The 18,298-nt window shown below is 70.4% G+C and carries 20 protein-coding genes and 1 tRNA gene; 4 read left to right on the top strand and 17 right to left on the bottom strand.

All coding sequences use genetic code 11. The features are described from left to right. Positions 1-42: 42 nt before the first annotated feature. From ABDW35_RS06890 to cmk, 16 genes are all read right to left on the bottom strand, one after another. Entirely contained in the window at positions 43-912 is an 870-nt protein-coding gene (locus ABDW35_RS06890) for a polyprenyl synthetase family protein (protein ID WP_052121422.1), read from the bottom strand. A 33-nt stretch (positions 913-945) separates the two neighbouring features. Continuing rightward, complete coding sequence (locus tag ABDW35_RS06885) at positions 946-1,197, bottom strand: exodeoxyribonuclease VII small subunit (protein WP_343713111.1); 252 nt, start codon at positions 1,195-1,197, stop codon at positions 946-948. Positions 1,198-1,260: 63 nt separating this feature from the next. Beyond that, on the bottom strand, positions 1,261-2,577 hold the full coding sequence (locus ABDW35_RS06880; RefSeq protein ID WP_343713110.1) for a folylpolyglutamate synthase/dihydrofolate synthase family protein: 1,317 nt from the start codon (positions 2,575-2,577) through the stop codon (positions 1,261-1,263). Beyond that, entirely contained in the window at positions 2,570-3,508 is a 939-nt protein-coding gene (accD, locus tag ABDW35_RS06875) for an acetyl-CoA carboxylase, carboxyltransferase subunit beta (RefSeq protein ID WP_343713109.1), read from the bottom strand. The genes ABDW35_RS06880 and accD overlap by 8 nt, the downstream gene beginning before the upstream one ends. Positions 3,509-3,610: 102 nt before the next feature. Next, positions 3,611-4,108, bottom strand: a complete 498-nt coding sequence (locus ABDW35_RS06870; RefSeq protein WP_343713108.1) for a hypothetical protein — start codon at positions 4,106-4,108, stop codon at positions 3,611-3,613. A 72-nt stretch (positions 4,109-4,180) separates the two neighbouring features. Beyond that, positions 4,181-5,002: a tryptophan synthase subunit alpha gene (trpA, locus tag ABDW35_RS06865; protein ID WP_343713107.1), complete on the bottom strand. Its 822-nt coding sequence runs from the start codon at positions 5,000-5,002 to the stop codon at positions 4,181-4,183. After that, positions 5,002-6,234, bottom strand: a complete 1,233-nt coding sequence (gene trpB / locus ABDW35_RS06860) for a tryptophan synthase subunit beta (protein WP_343713106.1) — start codon at positions 6,232-6,234, stop codon at positions 5,002-5,004. The genes trpA and trpB overlap by 1 nt, the downstream gene beginning before the upstream one ends. Before the next feature lie 271 nt (positions 6,235-6,505). Further along, positions 6,506-7,159 (bottom strand): phosphoribosylanthranilate isomerase, encoded by a 654-nt coding sequence (locus ABDW35_RS06855; protein ID WP_343713105.1) that lies wholly within the window; start codon positions 7,157-7,159, stop codon positions 6,506-6,508. After that, a complete protein-coding gene (gene pyrF, locus ABDW35_RS06850) occupies positions 7,156-7,908 on the bottom strand; it encodes an orotidine-5'-phosphate decarboxylase (RefSeq protein ID WP_343713104.1) in 753 nt (250 codons plus the stop codon). Before pyrF ends, ABDW35_RS06855 begins: the two co-directional genes overlap by 4 nt. Next, entirely contained in the window at positions 7,905-9,041 is a 1,137-nt protein-coding gene (locus ABDW35_RS06845) for an FAD-dependent oxidoreductase (protein WP_343713103.1), read from the bottom strand. The genes pyrF and ABDW35_RS06845 overlap by 4 nt, the downstream gene beginning before the upstream one ends. Positions 9,042-9,168: 127 nt before the next feature. Continuing rightward, positions 9,169-10,116 (bottom strand): ornithine cyclodeaminase family protein, encoded by a 948-nt coding sequence (locus tag ABDW35_RS06840; protein ID WP_343713102.1) that lies wholly within the window; start codon positions 10,114-10,116, stop codon positions 9,169-9,171. Positions 10,117-10,126: 10 nt separating this feature from the next. After that, entirely contained in the window at positions 10,127-10,486 is a 360-nt protein-coding gene (locus ABDW35_RS06835; RefSeq protein ID WP_343713101.1) for a lipopolysaccharide assembly protein LapA domain-containing protein, read from the bottom strand. Positions 10,487-10,529: 43 nt separating this feature from the next. Next, positions 10,530-10,814 (bottom strand): integration host factor subunit beta, encoded by a 285-nt coding sequence (locus ABDW35_RS06830; RefSeq protein WP_343713100.1) that lies wholly within the window; start codon positions 10,812-10,814, stop codon positions 10,530-10,532. Between the two features lie 150 nt (positions 10,815-10,964). After that, positions 10,965-12,233, bottom strand: a complete 1,269-nt coding sequence (locus ABDW35_RS06825; protein ID WP_343713099.1) for an MFS transporter — start codon at positions 12,231-12,233, stop codon at positions 10,965-10,967. Between the two features lie 388 nt (positions 12,234-12,621). Continuing rightward, entirely contained in the window at positions 12,622-14,346 is a 1,725-nt protein-coding gene (gene rpsA / locus ABDW35_RS06820; RefSeq protein WP_343713098.1) for a 30S ribosomal protein S1, read from the bottom strand. 124 nt (positions 14,347-14,470) lie between these two features. Then, complete coding sequence (gene cmk / locus ABDW35_RS06815) at positions 14,471-15,115, bottom strand: (d)CMP kinase (protein ID WP_343713097.1); 645 nt, start codon at positions 15,113-15,115, stop codon at positions 14,471-14,473. A gap of 246 nt (positions 15,116-15,361) precedes the next feature. Here cmk and ABDW35_RS06810 point away from each other — a divergent pair, with 246 nt between their 5' ends. From ABDW35_RS06810 to ABDW35_RS06800, 3 genes are all read left to right on the top strand, one after another. Then, positions 15,362-15,835: a TIGR02300 family protein gene (locus ABDW35_RS06810; RefSeq protein ID WP_343713096.1), complete on the top strand. Its 474-nt coding sequence runs from the start codon at positions 15,362-15,364 to the stop codon at positions 15,833-15,835. 119 nt (positions 15,836-15,954) lie between these two features. Then, a tRNA-Ala gene (locus tag ABDW35_RS06805) sits at positions 15,955-16,030 on the top strand. A 162-nt stretch (positions 16,031-16,192) separates the two neighbouring features. After that, on the top strand, positions 16,193-16,351 hold the full coding sequence (locus ABDW35_RS06800; protein WP_343713095.1) for a hypothetical protein: 159 nt from the start codon (positions 16,193-16,195) through the stop codon (positions 16,349-16,351). Between the two features lie 143 nt (positions 16,352-16,494). Here the strand turns inward: ABDW35_RS06800 and ABDW35_RS06795 are convergent, their stop codons facing one another. Continuing rightward, positions 16,495-17,136: a GntR family transcriptional regulator gene (locus ABDW35_RS06795; RefSeq protein ID WP_343713094.1), complete on the bottom strand. Its 642-nt coding sequence runs from the start codon at positions 17,134-17,136 to the stop codon at positions 16,495-16,497. A gap of 121 nt (positions 17,137-17,257) precedes the next feature. Here ABDW35_RS06795 and ABDW35_RS06790 point away from each other — a divergent pair, with 121 nt between their 5' ends. Continuing rightward, on the top strand, positions 17,258-18,151 hold the full coding sequence (locus tag ABDW35_RS06790; RefSeq protein WP_343713093.1) for an alpha/beta hydrolase: 894 nt from the start codon (positions 17,258-17,260) through the stop codon (positions 18,149-18,151). Positions 18,152-18,298 lie beyond the last annotated feature (147 nt).

Raw genomic sequence — 18,298 nt, 5'->3', positions numbered from 1 at the left:
GGGCAATGTCCTTCTTGTCGGCACTGCCCGTCCGAAATCGCCTCAGGCCTTGCGCTCGACCACGAAATGGGCGACGGCGCGCAGCGCATCGGCCCGGTCGCCGAACACGTCGAGGTGGCGGCAGGCCTGGTCGACCAGCATCCGGGCCTGGGATTCGGCGCGCTCCAGCCCGAGGATCGAGACGAAGGTGGCCTTGCCGGCCGCCTGGTCCTTGCCCGGGGTCTTGCCGATCTCCTCGGCCCGGCCGCGGACGTCGAGCAGGTCGTCGGCAATCTGGAAGGCCAGGCCCATGTCATGGGCATAGGCCTGCAGCGCGCCGCGCCGCGAATCCTCGACCTTGCCGAGGATCGCCCCGGCCTCGCAGGAGAACTCGAACAGCGCGCCGGTCTTCAGCCGCTGCAGCCGGGTGATGGCGCCGATCTCGGTCAGCGGCGTCTGCTCGGCCTGCATGTCCAGCGCCTGGCCGCCGACCATGCCGGCGGCGCCGGACGCGCGGGCCAGGGCGGTGACCAGGGCGATGCGGACCTTCGGGTCGGCATGGGTCTCGGCGTCGGCCAGCACCTCGAAGGCCTGGGTCAGCAGCGCGTCGCCGGCCAGGATCGCGGTGGCCTCGTCATAGGCCTTGTGGGTGGTCGGCTTGCCGCGGCGCAGATCGTCATTGTCCATCGCCGGCAGGTCGTCATGCACCAGCGAGTAGCAATGGATCATCTCCACCGCCGCGCCGACGCGCAGCGCGCAGCTCTCGGCCACGCCGAACAGCCGCGCGGACGACACCACCAGGAAGGGGCGCAGCCGCTTGCCGCCGCCCAGCGAGGCGTAGCGGATGGCCTCGGCCAGCGGCGGCTCGCCCGGCTGCGGCTTGGGCAGGACACGGTCCAGGACGCGCTCAACCTGCGCGCCCGTCTCGGCCATGGCTTTGCTCAGATCAATCGACAAGACACGGCCTCAATCGAAAGTCGCGGGTTTGGCGGTGACGGTGCCGTCGGCGGCGCGCGAGATCGTCTCGACCCGCGCCTGCGCCTCGCGCAGCTTGGCCTCGCAATGGGCGCGAAGCAAGGCGCCGCGCTCATAGGCCTTTATGTTGTCGTCGAGCTTGCCCTGCCCGGCCTCGAGCTGGCGCACGATGGTTTCCAGCTCGGCGAGGGCGTCCTCGAAGCTCAGGCCCGCGATGTCGGCGGGGATCGGTCGATCGGCCATGGGCTGTCCGTTCTCATTCGGGCGGCGACAATAGGCGCGGCGGTGGAAAGAGGCAACCGGCGGTCAGCCGTTCTCGGCGAGCACCCGGCCGGCGAGGTAGAGCGAGCCGCAGATCAGCACCCGGCCGGGCTGGTCGCCGGGGCGGGAAGCGGCGGCGACGCCGGCGGCCACGTCCTCAGCGGCGGCGGCATCGGCCAGGCCGACGGCGCGGGCATGCCCGGCCACGGCCTCGGCCAGCAGGCTGGCGTCCTCCCCCGGGATCCGGACGGTGCGGATCGACCGGGCAAAGGGGGCGAGCGGCCGCAGGAACTCCTGCGGCTGCTTGCTCTCCAGCATGCCGCAGACCAGGTGCAGCGGCCGCGGATCGAGGCCGCCGAGCCACTGCCCCAGCACCTCGCCGGCGCTGTCGTTGTGGCCGCCGTCCAGCCACAGCTCCCAGCCCGGCGGCAGCAGGGCGGCGAGCGGGCCGCGGGCCAGGCGCTGCAGCCGCGCCGGCCATTCGACCGAAGCGAGGCCGCGGCGTACGGCATCCTCCGGGATGTCGAAGCCGGTGAGGAGATCGCGCAGCCGGATCGCGGTGGCGGCATTGGCGAACTGGTGGTCGCCGGGCAGGCCCGGGCGCGGATAGGGCCGCTCGCCGCCCTGGGCCACGCGCACGACGAAGCCGTCCGGCGCCGGCTCGACCGACCAGTCGCGGCCGGCGAGGTGCAGCGGCGCGCCGGCCGATTCGATGTCGCGGGTCAGCACCGCCACCGCCGCGTCGCTCTTCTGCGGCGCCACCACCATGGGCACGCCGGGCTTGGTGATGGCCGCCTTCTCCGCCGCGATCGCCTCGATCGTGTCGCCCAGGAACTGCATGTGGTCCATGGACAGGCGGGTGATCGCGGTGGCGGCCGGGCGCGGCACCACATTGGTGCTGTCGTAGCGGCCGCCGAGCCCGACCTCGAGCAGCACGATATCGGCCGGCACCTCGGCGAAGGCCAGGAAGGCGGCGGCGGTCGTGGCCTCGAAGAAGGTCACCGGCTGGCCGGCATTGGCGGCCTCGACCCGCTCCAGCAGGTCGACCAGGGCGGCGCTGCCGATCAGCGACCCGGCCAGGCGGATGCGCTCGTGGAACCGCACCAGATGCGGCGAGGTGTAGACATGGACGCGGTAGCCCGCCTGCTCCAGGAAGGCACGCAGGAAGGCGGTGGTCGATCCCTTGCCGTTGGTGCCGCCGACATGGACGACCGGCGGCAGGCGCAGCTGCGGGTTCCCCAGCGCGGCCAGCAGCCTTTCGGTGCGGCCCAGCGACAGGTCGATCCGCTTCGGATGCAGATGGGTCAGCCGGTCGAGCGCGGCCTCGACCGCTGCCGCCTGGGCCGCCTCCGCGTCAGGCACGATAGGCCGGCTCGCCCTCGATCGCGGCCGCGGCGGCCAGGTCGGCGGGGTCGACCACGATCTCGACCGGGGCCGGACGGGCGCCGCCCATCAGGTGGCCGAGGGTGCGGATCAGCGTCTCGCGAAGGTCCTTGCGCACCACCACCACGTCGACCATGCCGTGGTCCAGCAGGTATTCGGCGCGCTGGAAGCCCTCCGGCAGGGTCTCGCGAATCGTCTCCTCGATCACCCGGGCGCCGGCGAAGCCGATCTGCGAGCCGCGCTCGGCGATGTGGATGTCGCCCAGCATGGCGAAGGAGGCGGTGACGCCACCCGTGGTCGGGTCGGTCAGCACCACGATATAGGGCAGGCCGGCGTCCTTGACCTGCTCGACCGCGATGATCGAGCGCGGCATCTGCATCAGCGACAGGATGCCTTCTTGCATGCGGGCGCCGCCCGAGGCCGGCACCACCACCAGCGGCGCGTGCTGCATCACCGCCAGCTTGGCGGCGGCGACCAGCCCCTCGCCTACCGCCATGCCCATCGACCCGCCCATGAAGCTGAAGTCGAAGGCGGCGATCACGGTGTCCTGCCCGCCCATCTTGCCATGGGCGACAACGATGGCGTCGCTGGCGCCGGTCTTGGTCTGCGCCTTCTTCAGCCGGTCGGTGTAGCGCTCGGTATCGCGGAACTTGAGCGGGTCCACGGCCGGCTTCGGCAGCTCGATGGTCTCGTACTTGCCGTCGTCGAACAGCATGGCCAGCCGCTTGGTCGGCGACAGGCGCATGTGGTGGCCGCAATGCTGGCAGACATGGAGGTTGGCCTCCAGGTCGCGATGGAACAGCATCGCCTCGCAGTTCGGGCACTTCGTCCACAGATTGTCCGGCGTCTCCGGCCGGGACGAGACGAGGGCCCGGATCTTCGGGCGGATGTAGTTGGTCAGCCAGTTCATGGCGCGGTTGTCCGCCTTTCGGCCCGGCGCGTCAAGATGAGGGCGCGAAGTCCTGGCACGGCGGCTTCATGCCGCAAGCCTCGGGTTCGCGGCGCCACGAACCTAGGGCTTGGGTGGCAGGACGACGTCGGGGGGCTTCGCCGAAATCTGCCGCACGACCTCCGCCAGCGTCGTCGGGCAACAGTCGACGAACCACCCCTTCCGCTCCGCGCCGCCGGAGATTTGAGCAACCGAGACATAGTGCGCGATCCCCCCTTGCTCCAGCGCCACCAGCCACAGATCGCCGGCATGGCCGGCGGTGATGAAGCGGCGCATCGGCTTATCGCCGATGACCACGTCGGTCACATTGAAGGGTTGGCCCCGCTCGGCGATGCCGTCATTCCCGGATGCGTCAGCCTGGATCGCCTTCCGAATCGCGGCCGGAAGTGCTGCGAGCGACGTGACCTCGCGCAACTGGTGGCCCTGCCAGGATACGGCAGGCCCCGATGGGGCTTCCGCAAGCTCGGGCTTGGCTCGAGGCCCCTGGGCGACGGGCGTCGCCGCACAGGCCGCGAGCGCGACGATCAGGACGGCGGCACCGACACAGCCCCTCATCACCATGGCAGCCCCTCCCGGCGAGCACAGACTACCGTCAGGAGGCGCCGCCATTGTGGCGCAACGATGGAGGCCGCCTCAGCGCGCCCCGCGGACGCCCTCGGCCAGGCGGCGGACCAGGGCCAGCGGCGATTCGACCGTCGCCACGGTCGGGCGGCCGTCGGCGTGCAGCGAGTGCCGGATCTCCTCGACGATGGCCGAGCCGACCACCGCCGCGTCGGCGATGCGGGCGATCGCGGCCGCGGCCTCCGGCGTCCTGATGCCGAAACCCACGGCCACCGGCAGGTCGGTATGGCGCTTCAACCGGTCGATCGCCGGCTGCACCGCCGCCGCATCGGCCGCGGCCGCGCCGGTGATGCCGGTGACCGAGACGTAGTAGATGAAGCCCGAGGTGTTCTTCAGCACCGCCGGCAGCCGGGCGTCGTCGGTGGTCGGCGTCGCCAGGCGGATGAAATCGATCCCCGCCGCCAGCGCCGGCAGGCACAGCTCGGCATCCTCCTCCGGCGGCAGGTCGACCACGATCAACCCGTCCACACCGGCGGCCTTGGCGTCGGCCAGGAAGCGCTCGACGCCATAGGAGTAGATCGGGTTGTAATAGCCCATCAGCACGATCGGGGTCGTGTCGTCGCCCTGGCGGAAGCGGCGGACCAGCTCCAGCGTCTTCGGCAGCGTCATGCCGGCGGCCAGTGCCCGCAGCCCGGCCGCCTGGATCGCCGGGCCGTCGGCCATCGGGTCGGTGAAGGGCATGCCGATCTCGATCAGGTCGGCGCCGGCCTTGGGCAGGCCCTCCAGGATCCTGAAGCTGCTCTCGGTGTCCGGGTCGCCGGCGGTGACGAAGGCCACGAGGGCCGCCCGGTTCTGCGCCTTCAACTCGGCGAAGCGCGCGGTGATGCGGGTCATCAGATCTGCACTCCGAGCGCGTCGGCGACGGTGAAGATGTCCTTGTCGCCGCGGCCGCTGAGGCACATGACGAGCAGGTTGTCCGTGGGCAGGCCGGGCGCGATCTTCATCACATGCGCCAGGGCATGCGCCGATTCGAGTGCCGGGATGATGCCTTCGAGCCGGGCGCAGAGCTGGAACGCCTCCAGCGCCTCCTTGTCGGTCACGGCGGCGTATTTGACGCGGCCGATGTCGTTCAGCCAAGCATGCTCCGGCCCGATGCCGGGATAGTCGAGGCCGGCGGAGATCGAATGCGCCTCCTCGATCTGGCCGTCCTCGGTCTGCAGCAGATAGGTGCGGTTGCCGTGCAGCACGCCCGGGCGGCCGCCGGTCAGCGACGCCGCGTGCTTGCCGGTCTCGACGCCATGGCCCGCGGCCTCGACGCCGTGGATCGCGATCTCCGGCATGTCGAGGAAGGGATGGAACAGGCCGATGGCGTTGGACCCGCCGCCGACCGCCGCCACCAGCGTGTCCGGCATGCGGCCCTCGGCCTGCATGATCTGCTCGCGCGTCTCGTTGCCGATCACCGACTGGAAGTCGCGCACCATGGCCGGGTACGGGTGCGGGCCGGCCACCGTGCCGATGATGTAGAAGGTGTCCTCGACATTGGTGACCCAGTCGCGCAGGGCCTCGTTCATCGCGTCCTTCAGCGTGCGGCTGCCGGAGACGACGGGGATAACCTCGGCGCCCAGCAGCTTCATCCGGAACACGTTCGGCTTCTGCCGCTCGATGTCGACCTCGCCCATGTAGATGGTGCAGGGCAGGCCGAACAGGGCGCAGACCGTGGCGGTGGCGACGCCGTGCTGACCGGCGCCGGTCTCGGCGATGATCCGGGTCTTGCCCATGCGCCGGGCCAGCAGCACCTGGCCCATGCAGTTGTTGATCTTGTGCGCGCCGGTGTGGTTCAGCTCCTCGCGCTTGAAGTAGACGCGGGCGCCGCCGAGATGCTCGGTGATCCGCTCGGCGAAGTAGAGCGGGCTGGGCCGACCGACATAATGGGTCAGGTAATAGCGCAGCTCGCTGGCGAATTCGGCGTCCTTGCGGGCGGAGGCATAGGCCTTCTCGACCTCGAGGATCAGCGGCATCAGCGTCTCGGCGACGAAACGGCCGCCATAGAGGCCGAAGCGGCCATTCTCGTCCGGGCCCGTGCGGAAGCTGTTCGGACGGGGCTGGAAGGGTGCGGTCTCGGTCAAGCGGGGCGGCTCCCGGCGCAATCGTGGCAAGAATGGGGCGGAGGAGCCGAGACCTTAGCGGCGACCGCGCCGCGCGCCAAACATTTGTCGCGAATGCCCGGCGCGCACGCATTCCAGACCCGCAGGGAGCGCAGGGCGGGGGACCGCCGTCCAGCCCCTCACCGACATTGCGAGGAGGCGAAGCCGACGAAGCAATCCAGGGGCCAGTGTGAACCGGCCCCTGGATTGCTTCGCTGCGCTCGCAATGACGGTTTGAGGAGGGATGCCTCGGCTACTGCCCGACCGCCCGCACGGCGGCGAGGAAGCGCTCCACCCGCTCCGGCGTCTTGTGGCCGGGGCGCTCCTCGATGCTGGAGGCGACGTCGACGGTGACGGCGCCGGTGCGGGCGACGGCCTCGGCGACATTGGCCTCGGTCAGGCCGCCGGCCAGCATCCAGGGCTTGCTCCACGTCCGGCCTGAGAGGATCGACCAGTCGAAGGTGAGGCCGTTGCCGCCGGGCAGCGAGGCGACGCCCTTCGGCGGCTTGGCGTCGAACAGCAGCCGGTCGGCCACCGCTTCATAGGCGGCGACCCCGTCCAAATCCTCGACCGTGGCGATCTTGATCGCCTTCATCACCGGCATCGACCAGCGGCCGCGGATCTCGGCCACCCGGGCCGGCGTCTCCGACCCATGCAGCTGGATCACGTCGAGCGGCACCCGGCCGAGCACGGCGCCGAGCTCATCCTCGGTCGGGTCGACGAACAGGCCGACGCTGCGCAGCCCGGTGGGCACCATGCGCGCCAGCTCGGCGCCCAGATCCGGTGCCACCGAGCGCGGGCTGGGCGGGTAGAAGTTGAAGCCGACCCAGCGGGCCCCGTGCTTCGCCGCGGCCTCCAGCACCTCCGGGGTGCGGATGCCGCAGATCTTGGCGTCGATGGTGGTCATGGCACAGGAGATGTGGGGGCCGCAGCCCCGGCATCAAGCGCCAGGCCGAGATCGGCCGCGATCGCGCGCGCCGCGGCGGCCGGGTCGGCGGCGCCGGTGATCGGCCGGCCGATGACGAGATGGGTGGCCCCGGCCGCCATCGCCTCCTGCGGCGTCATCACCCGCTTCTGGTCGCCGGCCTCGGCCCCGGCCGGGCGGATGCCGGGCACCATCAGCACCGTCGCCGGCTTCAGCACGCGGCGCAGCCGCGCGATCTCCCGCGGCGAGCAGACCACGCCGTCGAGGCCGCTCGATTCGGCCAGCCGGGCCAGACGCTCGACCTGGCCCGCGACCTCCATCCCCTGCCCCACCGCCTCGAGATCGGCGACGTCGAGGCTGGTCAGCACGGTGACGCCGAGCAGCTTCGGCCGCGGCACGCCCCGCTTGTCGGCCTCGGTCGCCGCCGCCTCGGCCGCCGCCTGCATCATCGCCCGGCCGCCCGAAGCGTGCAGGGTGATGTAGGCCGGGGACAGCGGCACCACCGCGCGGATGGCGCCGGCCACGGTGTTGGGGATGTCGTGCAGCTTGATGTCGAGGAACAGCGGCACGCCGGTGGGGCGGACCTCGCGGATCCCCTCCGGCCCCTCCGCCATGAAGAATTCGAGGCCGAGCTTGATGCCGCCGACCGCGCCGGCGACCAGGTCGATCAGCCGCTTCGCCTCGTCCCGGGCCGGCGCGTCGATGGCGCAGAAAACCGGATTGGTGGTCATCCTCGATCTCCTTCAGCCGCCAGGTGGCCCGCCGGCAGGTGGCCGGCCGCCCAGGATGTCAGCTCCGCGGCCCCGCGCCGGCCGAGCACGCCGTCGGCCACCGCCCGGCCGATCAGCGCCCCGAACTTGAAGCCGTGGCCCGAGCACGGGCTGACCAGCCAGGCCCGGCCCCGCTGCTCCAGGATGAAGCTGCGATCCGCGGTGAAGATATAGCGGCAGGCGCGGGCTTCGAGAATGCGGTAGCGGTCGAGGTCGCGCAGCACGGGCCGGTAGCGCTCGCGGAAGGCCTCCGCCTCCCCCGCCGCCGGAGCGGGATCGGCCTCGGGGTCGGCCTCGCGCTTCCAGGCGCCGAGGCCGATCTTCAGCCGGGTGCCGCCGACCGGCGGGATCGCCCAATGGTCGTCGGGGAAGCCGCAATCGACGATGCCCGGCGCCGCGGCCCAGGCGGCTTCATGCTCGGCTGGAGGGTCGAGATAGACCACCAGCTGGCGGTAGGCGGTCAGCCGCGACGCCAGCTCCGGCACCAGCCCGGCGGCCCAGGCGCCGGCCGTCACCACCACCGAATCGGCCCGCAGCTCCTCGCCCGAGGCCAGGGTGACGGTGCCGGCCTCGGTAACGACCGATCGGACCGGCGCGTCCGGCCGCAGGGTGACGCCGGCGGCGCGGCACAGCTCGGCCAGCGTCGTCAGGATCCGGTCGGCGAACAGCACGCCGCCCTCGGCCGTGAACAGGCCCCAGCGGATGCCGTCCGGGATCAGGAAGGGGAAGCGACGCGCCAGCTCCTCCGGCGGCAGCAGCTCATAGGCGGCGCCGAGCGCGTCGAGCGGGGCACGGCAGCCATCGGCCCAGTCGCCCTCGGCCCGGCTGAAGGCGACCGAACCGCAATTCTCGTAGTGGCGCACGCCGGCGGCGTCCCAGACCTCGTCCCAGGCGGCATAGGCGTCCATCGCCATGCGGGTATAGCCGGGCGAGTTCGGATACAGCGCGCGGATCAGCCGGTGGTTATCCCAGGACGCGGCGGACGGGTTCGGGATCGGCCCGCGCTCCAGCAGCGTCACAGCCTCCCCGGCCCGGGCCAGGTGCCAAGCAGTGGCGAGCCCCATCACCCCGGCGCCGACGACGATGCTGGTCATGTACGAGTCCTTCACGCCCTATGCTGTCATGCCCGGGCTTGACCCGGGCATCCAGAAACTGTCGACACCCTCTGGATTGCCGGGTCAAGCCCGGCAATGACAAAGAAGCGGGGCCTAGCCCCTCCGATTACGCCCCCTGCCCCTCCAGCGTCGCCACCGCCAGGCGAGCAGCCGCAAGGTCTTCCAGCGCGGTGCCGACCGACTTGAACAGGGTGATCTCGTCCGGCGAGCCGCGGCCCGGCGCGGTGCCGCGGGTCAGGTCGTGCAGGTCGGCCAGGATCGCATCCTCGCCGATCACCCCGGCCTTGATCGGCTGCAGCAGGTCGCCGGCCTCGGCCAGCGCGCCGGCGCGGGTGTCGACGAAGATCCGCGCCCGGCGCACCGCCTCGTCGTCGCTCTCGCGCATCGCCGGCAGATAGGCGCCGGCCAGGTCGAGATGGCTGCCTGGCTTCAGCCAGGCGCCGTGCACGATCGGCGCGCGCGACTGGGTGGCGCAGGAGACGATGTCGGCCTCGCGCACCGCGGCCTCGAGATCCGCCGCGGCGCGGACCGGCAGCCCTTCCGCCGCCAGCGTCTTCGCCAGATCCGCCGCCTGCTCCGGCCGGCGGGCCCAGATCGCGATCTCGGTGAGCGGCCGCACCGCGGCATGGGCGCGGATGAAATGCGGCGCCAGCGCCCCGGCGCCGACCATCACCATGCGCGACGCATCCGGCCGGGCCAAATAGTCGGCGGCCAGGGCCGAGGCCGCGGCGGTGCGGCGGTTGGTCAGGGTCGGCCCGTCCATGATCGCCCGCGGCACGCCGGTGGCGCCGTCGAGCAGCAGGTAGGAGCCGACGATGAAGGGCAGGTCCTTGGCCGGGTTGCCCGGCATCAGCGACACCAGCTTGATGCCGATCGCCTGCTCCCGCTCCCAGGCCGGCATGATCAGCAGCGTGGCGTCACCGGCCGCGGTCGGCATCGTGTGGTGGTGGCGCAGCGGCGCCTCCACCTCGCGGCGGAAGGCCTGGCGCAGCGCCTCGATCAGGGCGCGCGTGTCGATCGCCCGGTCGAGGGCGGCGGCGTCGATGGCAAGCATGGCAGTGTCTTCAGCGCTGGCCGGCGGCGGGCAGGGCCGGGCGGGACGGGTCGCCGTTGCGGTTGGCGGTGGCGGCCGGAACGCCGGGGCGCGGCCGCGCCTTCAGCCCCTCGAGGTCCTTCTGGGTCGCGGCCAGCCGCGTCTCCAGCCGGCGCATGCGCAGGCCGGTGGCGAAGCGGCCGAACCACAGCACCAGGCCGCCGATCAGCATGCCCAGCAGCAGCGGCAGCAGCGCCACCAGATACAGCGGCGCGTCGATCCGGAACGGCAGCGGCCAGAGGCCGAGCGTCACCAGCTCGCGGTTGCTGATCGCGAAGGACAGCAGCAGCAGGGCGAAGGGGATGGTGACGATCCAGGCGATGTACCGCACAGGCTATCCCTCGTGGTGGCCGGGGCCCGACGCCGCGGGCCGGTCAGTCATCGGTGTTCAGCCGCTCGCGCAGCTGCTTGCCGGTCTTGAAGAACGGCACCAGCTTCTCCGCCACATCCACCGCCACGCCGGTGCGCGGGTTGCGCCCGGTGCGGGCGTCGCGGCGCTTCACCGAGAAGGCGCCGAAGCCGCGCAGCTCGACCCGCTGCCCGTCCGCCAGCGCCGCGGTGATGCGGTCGAAGATGGTGGTAACGATGCGCTCGACGTCACGCTGGTAGAGGTGCGGATTGCGCTCGGCAAGCCGCATGATCAGTTCGGACTTGGTCATGTCTCCCCGAATCCCTGTCCGCCGCCTTTTTGTCGACACGGATAGCCGCATCGCCTCGCTTGAGTTGACGGCAAGCGGGGATGGTGCCAGCCCGGCCTGCCGAAATCAAGGACAAGTGCTTCTGGACAAAGGGATTTCCGGCCTCGGAGATCATTCGGCCGGACGCATCTCCCGGGCCGTCGCGCCGAAGCCGCCGCGGACCACCAGCAGCGTCGCCGCCAGGCCGCACAGCGCGGCGAAGGACACCCACAGCCCCGGCATCGCCTTGTTGCCGGTCTCCTCGATCAGCCAGGTGCAGATCGCCGGGGTGAAGCCGCCGAAAGTGGCGGTGGCCAGGCTGTAGGCCAGCGAGAAGCCGCTGGTGCGCACATCCTCCGGCATCACCTCGGTCAGGAACGGGATCATCGCGCCGTTGTAGCTGCCATAGAGGAAGGACAACCACAGCTCGACCGTCAGCAGCCGGCCGAAGGACGGGGCGTCGACCAGCCACAGCATCGCCGGATAGGCGGTGACCAGCATCAGCACGGTGCAGGCGACCAGGATCGGGGTGCGGCCGATGCGGTCGGACAGCGCGCCCGACAGCGGCAGCCAGATCAGGTTGGTGATGCCGACGCACAGCGTCACCGTCAGGCTGTCGATATCGGCCAGGTGCAGCGCCTGCTTGCCGAAGGTCGGGGTGTAGGCGGTGATCAGGTAGAAGCTGACCGTGGTCATCGTCACCAGCAGCATGCCGAGCAGGACGACGGCCCAGTTGTCGGCCAGCGAGCGCATGATCTGCGACACGGTCGGGCGGCGATGCGCCCGGGCCTGGAAGGCCTCGGTCTCTTCCAGCGAGCGGCGCAGCAGGAAGATCAGCGGCACGATCAGGCAGCCGACCAGCAGCGGCACCCGCCAGCCCCACAGGCTGACCGAGTCCGGCGGCAGCAGCGTGCTGAGCAGCACGCCGAGCAGCGCGGCGACGATCACCGCCACCTGCTGGCTGCCGGACTGCCAGGAGGCGTAGAAGCCCTTGTGGCCCGGGGTCGCGATCTCGGTCAGGTAGACCGAGACGCCGCCGAGCTCGACGCCGGCCGAGAAGCCCTGCAGCAACCGGCCGAGCAGGACCAGGAGCGGCGCCAGCAGGCCCAGCGTCTCGTAGCCCGGCAGCAGGCCGATGGTCAGGGTGCCGATCGCCATCAGCCCGAGCGTCAGCAGCAGGCCGGCGCGCCTTCCGTGCCGGTCGATATAGGCGCCGAGCACCAGGGCGCCGAGCGGCCGCATCAGGAACCCGGCCCCGAAGGTGCCGAGCGACAGCATCAGCGTGGCGAACTCGCTACCGGTCGGGAAGAAGGCCTTGCCGATATACGACGCGTAGTAGCCGTAGACCATGAAGTCGTACATCTCCAGGAAGTTGCCGCTGGAGACGCGGAGGACGGCCATCGCCTTGGATCGGGAGGGGGCGGCAGCACTCATGGGAGGCCTTTCTGCAACGGAACCGGCATGTCTCTCTCCCCGCCCCCGTCCCTCGGCCTGTCGGCGCCGGTTGTCAATGGAGATCGATGAGTGCCGCCTTGCGTTGCCCTCCCGCCTGGCGAGACCTCGTCGGGTTCCGGGCACCGTCATTGCGAGCGCAGCGAAGCAATCCATGCAGCCGCCCATGCGGGACGATGGATTGCTTCGTCGGCTTCGCCTCCTCGCAATGACGGCGAGGGATGCGCTTGGGAGTGCGTCGTCTGGAGACGCATGCGGGTCCCGGGACGCCAAGACCCAAAAGAAAAGGCCCGCCTCCTTGCGGAGGCGGGCCCGGCACAAGCCGAGAGGCTTGGGCTTACTTCTCTTCGGTGTTCTCGCGCGCCTTGCGGAGCGCGGCGCCGAGGATGTCGCCCAGCGAGGCGCCGGAGTCGGACGAACCGTACTCGGCCATCGCCTGCTTCTCTTCCTCGACCTCCTTGGCCTTGATCGAGAGCGACACCTTGCGGGCGGCGCGGTCGACCTGCATCACCTTGGCGTCGACCTTGTCGCCGACCGAGAAGCGGTCCGGCCGCTGCTCCGACCGGTCGCGCGACAGGTCGGACTTGCGGATGAAGCCGATCAGGCCGTCGCCGACCGAGACCTCGACACCGCCGTCGTTCACTTCCGTGACCGTGCCGGTGACGACCTCACCCTTGCGCAGGCCGCCGGTGGTGGCCGCCTTCTCGAAGGTGTCCTCGGTGAGCTGCTTCATGCCGAGGCTGATGCGCTCCTTCTCGACGTCGACGTCGAGGACCTTGACCTTGACCTGGTCGCCCTTCTTGAAGTCCTGGATCGCCTCTTCGCCCGAGCGGTCCCAGGCGATGTCGGAGAGGTGAACCATGCCGTCGATCTCGCCCGGCAGGCCGACGAACAGACCGAATTCGGTGATGTTCTTGACCTCGCCCTCGAGCTCGGTGCCGGCCGGATACTTCTCGGCGAACACCTCCCACGGGTTCGGCAGGCACTGCTTCAGCCCGAGGCTGATGCGGCGCTTCACCGGATCGACGTCGAGCACCATCACCTCGACCTCCTGGGAGGTGGAGACGATCTTGCCCGGATGGACGTTCTTCTTGGTCCAGCTCATCTCCGAGACATGGACCAGGCCTTCGATGCCCGGCTCCAGCTCGACGAAGGCACCGTAGTCGGTGATGTTGGTCACGCGGCCGCGGAAGCGGGCACCCGCCGGGTACTTGGCAACCACGCCCTCCCACGGATCGGCCTCGAGCTGCTTCATGCCGAGGCTGATGCGCTGGGTCTCCGGGTTGAAGCGGACGACCTGGACCTTGACGGCCTGGCCGATCTGCAGCGCCTCGGACGGGTGGTTGATGCGGCGCCACGCGATGTCGGTGACGTGCAGCAGGCCGTCCACGCCGCCCAGATCGACGAAGGCGCCGTAATCGGTGATGTTCTTGACCACGCCCTCGAGGATCTGGCCTTCCTTGAGGTTGGCGACCAGCTCGGAGCGGGCCTCGGCGCGGCTCTCCTCGAGCACGGCGCGGCGCGACACCACGATGTTGCCGCGCGAGCGGTCCATCTTGAGGATCTGGAACGGCTGCGGCGTGCCCATCAGCGGGCTGATGTCGCGCACCGGCCGGATGTCGACCTGGCTGCCCGGCAGGAAGGCGACGGCGCCGTTCAGGTCGACGGTGAAGCCGCCCTTGACCTTGCCGAAGATCACGCCGGTGACGCGCAGCTGATCGGTGAACGACTTCTCGAGTGCGGTCCAGGCCTCTTCACGCTTGGCCTTCTCGCGGGACAGGACGGCCTCGCCGTTCTTGTCCTCCATGCGCTCGATGAACACCTCGACGGTGTCGCCCTCGGCCAGCGTGGCCGGCTGGCCGGGAACGGCGAATTCCTTGAGCGCCACGCGCCCCTCGGACTTCAGCCCCACATCGATCAGCACCATGTCGTTGTCGATCGAGATCACCCGACCCTTGACGACGGTACCCTCGAAGCTCTCGGACTGGCCGAGCGATTCCTCGAGAAGGGCGGCGAAGCTTTCCTTCTCGGTCGATTTGACGGCGGCGGAACTAGTAGCCATGAAAACTCCCGTTAGAGACAGACCGGTCGCCGCGCCGGCGGGTCGTCCCGCCTGGGAGAGCGCGATGGCCGGGCCGGGCCCGATGCCCGAATCTCCATCATGGTGATCGACGGCGGCCCGAGGGTCAGACGGCGTCGCGCGGGGGGCCGATCCGGCGGGACACATAAGCCAGAGCCTGATCGAACACCTGGTCCGCGGTCAGCTGGCTTGTATCCAACAGAAAAGCGTCGCTCGCCGGGACCAAGGGGGCCACGGCGCGGCGACGATCGCGCTCGTCTCTCTGTCTCAGGTCGTCGAGGACCTCGTCGTATATAACCTCGTGGCCGCGCTCCCGCAACTCCTTCCACCGCCGGGCGGCGCGGGTTTCGAGCGTGGCGGTGACGAAGATCTTGGCCGGGGCGTCGGGGCAGATCACGGTGCCGATGTCACGGCCGTCCAGCACCGCCCCCGGCGGCCGCTCGGCGAAGCGGCGCTGGAAGTCGAGCAGCGCGGTGCGCACGCCGGGGATCGCCGAGACCCGGCTGGCGGCCTGGGCCGCGGCATCGCCGCGCAGCTCCGGGTCGCCCAGGTCCGCCGGGTCCAGCGCCAGCACGGCGGCCAGGCCGGCGATCGGGTCGTCCGGGCTGCCGCCGGCGCGCAGCACGGCAATGCCGACGGCGCGGTACAGCAGGCCGGTGTCGAGATGGTCGAAACCGTAGGACGCGGCCAGGCGGCGGGCCAGCGTGCCCTTGCCCGAGGCGGCGGTGCCGTCGATGGCGATGACGGTCATGCCGCCAGGTTCCTGGCGCCGGGCGTTTCCGCCGGGCGCGCGATCACGAGTTGCAAGGCGACCTTCCCCATCGCAGCCTCCGGGTTGCGCCCCGGGGCGAGAACTGCCGGACCGCGGGCTGATAGCATGGCCGGAACGGCGGTGGAACGCCGACGGGCGGCCGGAACGGCTTTTTGTTTTTGACAGCCGGCATTCCGCATGGCAGATGGCGCCCTTCCATCCCGACATAACCCGAGGAGGCTCGGCGTGGCGAAGCCTGAATGGGGCGCCAAGCGCATCTGCCACAATTGCGGGGCCCGCTACTACGATCTGCAGCGTGACCCGATCATCTGCCCGAAATGCGGCACCGAGTTCGACCCGGAGGCTTTCCTGAAGTCGCGCCGGTCGCGCGCCACCATCATCGACGAACCGGTCGAGAAGGTGCGCGCGGTCAAGGACGAGGACAGCGACGCGCTGCTCGAGGACGAGGCCGACGAGGAGTCCGGCGAGGACGAGGAAGCGGCCGAGGAGGTCGAGGTGCTCGACGAGGCCGAGCTCGACGACACCGCGACCGGCGAGGACGAGGAAGACGACGTCGCCGGCAAGGACAAGGCCGACGAGTTCGACGCCGAGGAGGATCTCGGCGAGGACGAGGACGTCCTGATCGAGGACGCCGACGACCTCGGCGAGGAGGATGTCGACGTCGAAATCGAGGATGACAGCGAGGAACGGAACCGCTGATCGCAGGCACTGACAAAAACCTGCAAAAAACCTCTTGCATAGGCGGGGCGGATGAATAATATCCGCCCCCGCCGACGCCCCCCGGAAAACACCCCGGACGGTGCGTCGCCCAGAGTTTCGGGGCCATAGCTCAGCTGGGAGAGCGCTACAATGGCATTGTAGAGGTCAGGAGTTCGATCCTCCTTGGCTCCACCAAGACAAAGGGCTTGGCCGGCGACGGTCAGGCCCTTTTTCTTTTGCCGAGCGGAGAGCCGGACGCTTCGCGCTCAACGACGAGGCCTCTCTTCAACACATTGCGGAATGCCCATATTTCCGGTGTAGGCTGCATCGACGGCGATCGACGTTCCTGAGCGACAGATGGCGACGAAACCGACCGACTTGACGCTTGAGCATCTGCGACGCCTCCATGCCGGCCAGACCCGGATCCTCGAGGTGCTGGGCGAGCATGGCCATCGCCTGGCACGGATCGAGACCGCGGTCGCCGGGTTGAGACGCGAGCAGGCGGGCGACGCGTAGACGATCGCCCATCTCGAAGCCAGGCTCGACCGGCTGCGGGAAGAGATCGATAGAATCAAGCAGCGGCTTGATCTGGTCGACTAACGATCCGGACGCCGGCCTGCCCGTGGCGGCAGGAACTCACCTGCAGCACGCGGCATGCCTCACCGCCGGTTGATGTGCCGGTCGATCAGGACGCGCAGCGCCGCCGCGTCGCGGGCGCGGATGGCGGCGACCATGGCGTGGTGCTCCTGCGCGCTCAGCCGCAGTCCGGCGAGCGTGAACCAGCGGCCGGTGGTGCCGGATTGGCCGCGCTCGCGCATGTCGCGGATCAGCCCGGCCAGCACCGGGTTGCCGGCGAGGTCGTAGAGCTTGCGGTGGAAGGCGAAGTTCAGCTCGGTCCGGGTCGGCGGGTCGGCGATCTCCAGCGCCGCCTCGAAGCGGCTGGCAAGGTCGTCGAGGGCGTCGAGATCGGCGGCCGTCGCCCGCTCCACCACCGGCTGGGCCGCGCCGGTCTCCAGGATCGTCCGCACCTGCTTCAGGTGCAGCAGTTCCTTGGGGTCGGGCGCCGCCACCCGGAAGCCGCTGTTGACCTTGTGCTCGACCAGCCGGCGGTTCCTCAGCTCCACCAGCGCCTCGCGCACCTCGAAGCGGTTGGCCTCGTAGCGTTCCTGCAGGTCGATCTGCTTCAGCCACTCCCCCGCCCGGTAGACGCCGTAGAGGATGTCGTCGCGGATCGCCTCGACCAGCGTCCCGACCCGCCCGTGATCCGTGTCCTGCCGCGCCATCGTCCCCTCGATACCCACCCTGGCCGCCTCCGGCTCTTGTCGCCTTGTAGCATGCCGGGTTGCCGCCCGCGATTTTGACGCCTATCGTCATAACAAAATTGGCGCCAATTTTGGAGAAAGCCAAATGGCGGATGGCGGGGTGGCGAGATCGGATCCCGGGACGAGCCCTGGAGCGGCCCACGATGAATCGGCGGCACGGCGGGAGCCGACAGGCCCGCGCCGCACCGGCGCCACGCCCCTGCTCTCCTGCCGCGCCGATCCGCGATTCTCCTACAGCCTGTTCATCCCGCCGCGGCTGCGCGCAATCGAGCGGGTGCCGCTGCTGGTGTCGGTGCATGGCAGCCTGCGCGGCGTCGAATCGAGCCGCGACGCCTTCGCCGATTTCGCCCGCTGGCACGGCGCCGTGGTGCTGGCGCCGCTGTTCCCGGCCGACCCACTCGGCGACGGCAACGAGGACGGCTACAAATACATGGCCGAGGGCGACATCCGGTACGACCGGTTGCTGCTGGCCATGGTGGCGGAGGCCGAGGCCCGGCTGGGCCTGGGCTTCGACCGCTTCTGCCTGGCGGGCTTCTCCGGCGGCGCCCATTTCGCCCACCGCTTCCTGCTGCTGCATCCGGAGCGGCTGCGCGCCGTGTCGATCGGCGCCCCGGGATCTGTGACGCTGATCGACCCGAAGCGCGGCTGGTGGGTCGGCACAAGCGACATGGAGCGCCTGTTCGGCCGCGCCCCGGACCTCGAGGCGATGCGCCGCGTGCCGGTGCATCTGGCGGTCGGCGACAGCGACCTGGAGACGGCGTCGATCACCCACCGCCCCGGCAGCCGGCACTGGAGGACGGACGCCAACCGGGCCGGGGCCAACCGCATCGCCCGGCTGACCAGCCTGCGCCGCAACCTGCAGGCGCATGGGCTGGCGGTGCGGCACGACATCATCCGCGGTGCCGCCCACGACTTCGTGGCGGTGGCGGAGCGGGCGCGCGACTTCTTCCACGACGTGCTCGGCCCCGGCCGGGCCGTCGCCTTCGGCGCATAACGACAACAGACAGGGGGCAGAATGAACCGGCTGATGCTTCTGGCCGCGGCGGCGGCGCTGGCGGCGGTCCCTGCCATGGCGGCCGACACGCCGCAGCGCGGCGGCACCATCACCACGGTGCTGACGGCCGACATCCGCAGCACCAAT

Source organism: Inquilinus sp., from assembly GCF_039594555.1.
Classification (GTDB): Bacteria; Pseudomonadota; Alphaproteobacteria; order DSM-16000; family Inquilinaceae; genus Inquilinus.
Note: the sequence above shows the minus strand (reverse complement) of the source record. Positions and strands in the feature narration are given on the sequence as shown.

Excerpts from the sequence above, each read along its gene's own strand:
- trpA (WP_343713107.1), bottom strand. The coding sequence starts at position 5,002 with ATGACCCGCATCACCGCGCGCTTCGCCGAGTTGAAGGCGCAGAACCGG.
- ABDW35_RS06840 (WP_343713102.1), bottom strand. The coding sequence starts at position 10,116 with ATGCTTGCCATCGACGCCGCCGCCCTCGACCGGGCGATCGACACGCGC.
- ABDW35_RS06890 (WP_052121422.1), bottom strand. The coding sequence starts at position 912 with ATGGCCGAGACGGGCGCGCAGGTTGAGCGCGTCCTGGACCGTGTCCTG.
- cmk (WP_343713097.1), bottom strand. The coding sequence starts at position 15,115 with ATGACCGTCATCGCCATCGACGGCACCGCCGCCTCGGGCAAGGGCACG.
- ABDW35_RS06885 (WP_343713111.1), bottom strand. The coding sequence starts at position 1,197 with ATGGCCGATCGACCGATCCCCGCCGACATCGCGGGCCTGAGCTTCGAG.
- rpsA (WP_343713098.1), bottom strand. The coding sequence starts at position 14,346 with ATGGCTACTAGTTCCGCCGCCGTCAAATCGACCGAGAAGGAAAGCTTC.
- ABDW35_RS06825 (WP_343713099.1), bottom strand. The coding sequence starts at position 12,233 with ATGGCCGTCCTCCGCGTCTCCAGCGGCAACTTCCTGGAGATGTACGAC.
- ABDW35_RS06870 (WP_343713108.1), bottom strand. The coding sequence starts at position 4,108 with ATGGTGATGAGGGGCTGTGTCGGTGCCGCCGTCCTGATCGTCGCGCTC.
- ABDW35_RS06855 (WP_343713105.1), bottom strand. The coding sequence starts at position 7,159 with ATGACCACCATCGACGCCAAGATCTGCGGCATCCGCACCCCGGAGGTG.
- ABDW35_RS06830 (WP_343713100.1), bottom strand. The coding sequence starts at position 10,814 with ATGACCAAGTCCGAACTGATCATGCGGCTTGCCGAGCGCAATCCGCAC.
- accD (WP_343713109.1), bottom strand. The coding sequence starts at position 3,508 with ATGAACTGGCTGACCAACTACATCCGCCCGAAGATCCGGGCCCTCGTC.
- pyrF (WP_343713104.1), bottom strand. The coding sequence starts at position 7,908 with ATGACCACCAATCCGGTTTTCTGCGCCATCGACGCGCCGGCCCGGGAC.
- ABDW35_RS06845 (WP_343713103.1), bottom strand. The coding sequence starts at position 9,041 with ATGACCAGCATCGTCGTCGGCGCCGGGGTGATGGGGCTCGCCACTGCT.
- ABDW35_RS06800 (WP_343713095.1), top strand. The coding sequence starts at position 16,193 with ATGGCGACGAAACCGACCGACTTGACGCTTGAGCATCTGCGACGCCTC.